The 3177-nt window shown below is 46.8% G+C and carries 5 protein-coding genes; all 5 read left to right on the forward strand.

Annotated elements, in window-relative coordinates; all coding sequences use genetic code 11:
• Positions 1–35 precede the first annotated feature (35 nt).
• Complete coding sequence (locus GRP75_RS22585; RefSeq protein WP_028541727.1) at positions 36–854, forward strand: Fpg/Nei family DNA glycosylase; 819 nt, start codon at positions 36–38, stop codon at positions 852–854.
• A complete protein-coding gene (locus tag GRP75_RS22590) occupies positions 844–1692 on the forward strand; it encodes a deoxyribonuclease IV (protein WP_202404268.1) in 849 nt (282 codons plus the stop codon). Before GRP75_RS22585 ends, GRP75_RS22590 begins: the two co-directional genes overlap by 11 nt.
• Before the next feature lie 72 nt (positions 1693–1764).
• Positions 1765–2103 carry a cyclic-phosphate processing receiver domain-containing protein gene (locus GRP75_RS22595; RefSeq protein ID WP_025724126.1) on the forward strand — a complete coding sequence of 113 codons (339 nt, stop codon included), beginning with the start codon at positions 1765–1767 and terminating at the stop codon, positions 2101–2103.
• Positions 2100–2414: a thioredoxin family protein gene (locus tag GRP75_RS22600; protein ID WP_160790420.1), complete on the forward strand. Its 315-nt coding sequence runs from the start codon at positions 2100–2102 to the stop codon at positions 2412–2414. Before GRP75_RS22595 ends, GRP75_RS22600 begins: the two co-directional genes overlap by 4 nt.
• Positions 2411–3177: ABC transporter ATP-binding protein (locus GRP75_RS22605; RefSeq protein WP_160790421.1), on the forward strand; the 767-nt coding region annotated here is incomplete at its 3' end. The genes GRP75_RS22600 and GRP75_RS22605, both read left to right, overlap by 4 nt.

A 3177-nucleotide genomic window follows, 5' to 3' on the forward strand; every position in this document is an offset into this window, starting at 1 on the left:
AAAAGCTATGTAGCTACGAAAGGAAAGATGCTGATATGCCGGAACTTCCTGAAATGGAAAACTACAGAATCTTATTATCAAAACAAATTTTGGACATTCCGATTACTGGAGTGACGGTTAGCCGTGAAAAGTCCATTAATACTGAAGTGGAAACGTTTGAGAAGCAATTGCTGGGAACGACCGTTGTATATTTAGAGCGTCGAGGCAAGCATTTGATTTTTCATTTAAACACGGGCGGGCGGCTCGTACTTCATCTGATGTTGGGAGGACTGTTATATCTGGGAACGGAGGAGCAGCGTCCAGATCGTACAGTTCAGATCGAATTAGATTTTAGTGGATTAAAGCTTTATTTTATCGGACTGCGCTTAGGTTATCTGCACTTGCTGACGGCTAAAGAAACAGAGGAGGCTTTGTCAGACCTGGGACCTGATCCGTTAGACCGCCGCATGACATTGGAAAAGTTTACAGCACGGCTGAAGGGACGCCGGGGGATTTTGAAAACAACGCTGGTGAATCAGCAGATTTTTTCGGGTATTGGCAATTGTTATTCGGACGAAATTGCTTATATCGCCGGATTTACACCGGGTTCCAAAGTACAAAACATTGTGCAGTCGCCAGAAAAAGTGGAAAAGCTATATCATGCCACTCAATCCGTACTACGTGAAGCTACTGCGGAAGGCGGGTACATGGAAATGCCTCTAATGGAGGGGGACACGCTAACAGGTGGATTTGATCATCAGTGTCGAGTATATGACCGCGAAGGAGAAGAATCTCCAAGTGGCGGAAAAATTGTAAGGGTTGAACTGGCGGGGAAAAAAGCATTTTATTGCCCGGTACAGCAGCATGATGCCTAAATTGCTCATCGGCTCCCATGTGAGTACGCGTGGTGGCTTTTCCAAAGCCGCTATGCGTGCGCGAGAGCAGGGGGGACGTTCATTTCAATATTTCCCGAAAAATCCTCGTAGTCTTAGACTGAAGGAATGGAGTGCTACTGATGCTGCTGCTTGCAACGCTTACTGTTTAGAGCACCAGCTTCAATCCATTGCTCATTCGCCATATCCCGTTAATCCGGCTCATGGGTCCAAGCGTGGCCAGGAACTTTATGAGCTGACGATTGCTTCATTACGCAATGATCTGGATATTGCTGAAGCCTGTGGGTCAAAAGGGATCGTCGTTCATTTTGGGCATATGCATTCGTCAGACCCACTAGAGGGCTATCGTAACATTATTAACTGTTTTAATGATGTGCTGGAAGGCTGGCAAGGAAAAGCTAAAATATTGATTGAAAATCAGGCGGGGGATCACGGGCCCATGGGAACCACGCTTGAGGAAATGGTGCAAATCCGTCAGTTGTGCCTGAATCCTGACAGTATCGGCTTTTGCTTGGACACTTGTCATGCGTATGCAGCGGGATTATGGAACGGTGGAATGGACGAGGCTTTGATCGAAAAAGGGAATCGTCTTGGCTATTGGTCAGCTCTGTGCGGAGTTCATTTGAACGATTCTCAATACCCATATGGCTCTAAAAAAGACAGACATGCCCGTGTGGGACAAGGCTACATTGGTACTCAAGGAATGCGTTGGATGACAGATCAGGATGCTGTAAGAGGTATTCCTATCGTTTTGGAGAGTGGGACGGGACCTGATGGGACACATCAGGAGGATATTCAAATGATTCTAAGCTGGGAGTAAATCGGTCTGATTAAAAATAACTTTCTTTGAGGCTTGTGAGCTTGCATTTATGGGAAAAAGGAGGAGAAGTTGATGTATTTGTTTATGGACGATTATCGGCCTTGTCCTCCGGGCTTTAAGCTGGCAAGAGATGCGGATGAGTGTCTACTGCTACTTCATGAATACCCTATTTCAATACTATCGCTAGATTATGATTTGGGTCCAGGTCAGCCTACGGGAAAGGATGTGGCTGCTGCTATCGCAGGGAAACGGTTATATCCACGTGAAATTTACTTGCATTCCTCCAGTCCAGAGGGGCGGCGAGCCATGTACGAGCTACTCTATGCGAATAAGCCAGAGGGAGTCACCGTGCATAATGGGCCCATACCCGAGGAGCGTATGCGAGAGATCAGAAAAGGGTCTGAACGATGAAAGAGATCGGACAAAAAGAGGTGCGCCGTGCCATATGGGAGGGATGCAAGCTGGCTTTGTTTGTGTACACTCCCATGTGTGGAACATGCGCGGCTGCCCGTAAAATGCTGGAGGTAGCAGAGTATTTGCTCCCTGAAGATGCAGTGGTGCAGAGCAACATTAACTATATTCCTGAACTGGTACAGGAGTACCGGATATCCAGTGTTCCCGCGCTTCTTATATATAATGGTGAAAACAAAAATCCTGAAATCATCTACAAAATGGAATCTGTAGAACACTTGCTGAGCAAAATAAGGAGCGTGATGGAATGATATCCATGAAGAGCATTACGTTGCAGCGGGAAGAAAGACGGATTTTGGACGATGTAAGCCTGGACATACGAGAAGGTGAACATTGGGCTATTCTGGGTCGCAATGGTTCCGGTAAAACAACATTGCTGGAAATGATGACAGGGTATATGTTTCCAAGTCGTGGTACGATTGAAGTGCTTGGGCAAATGTATGGTCAATGTGATGTGCGGGAAGTTCGCAAACAAATCGGATATATCAGCCAGACTTTGTTGGAAAAGCTGGCGCTAAAAGATCCCGTTTGGGAAGTGGTCGCTACAGGTGCGTATGCTTTTTTGCGCTTTTATCAGGAAATTCCGACAGAGGCAAAAGAAAAGGCCATATCTTTGCTGAAGGGTATGAATTTAGGGGACTTGATTCATCACCCGCTGGGGACGTTATCTCAAGGAGAACGTAAAAAGGTGATGCTGGCCCGCTCACTGATGGCAGAACCTCGTCTGCTAATTATGGACGAGCCTTGTGCCGGGTTGGATCTATTTGAGCGGGAAAAAATGCTGGTCGAGATTGATCGGCTCCGCAAGCGGGAGTTATCAGTGGTCTATGTGACTCATCACATTGAGGAGATTGTCCCCCTCTTTACGCATGTTGCATTGATTCGTGATGGTAAGGTCGCAGCAGCTGGCCCGAAAAAGGAAGGTTTAACGAAAGAATTGATTATGCACACATATGAAGTTCCGGTTGAGCTGGATTGGGATGGAGCACGCCCCTGGATTCGGGTGTGCACTGG

Source organism: Paenibacillus sp. OT2-17, assembly GCF_009827695.1.
Lineage (GTDB): Bacteria > Bacillota > Bacilli > Paenibacillales > Paenibacillaceae > Paenibacillus > Paenibacillus polymyxa_B.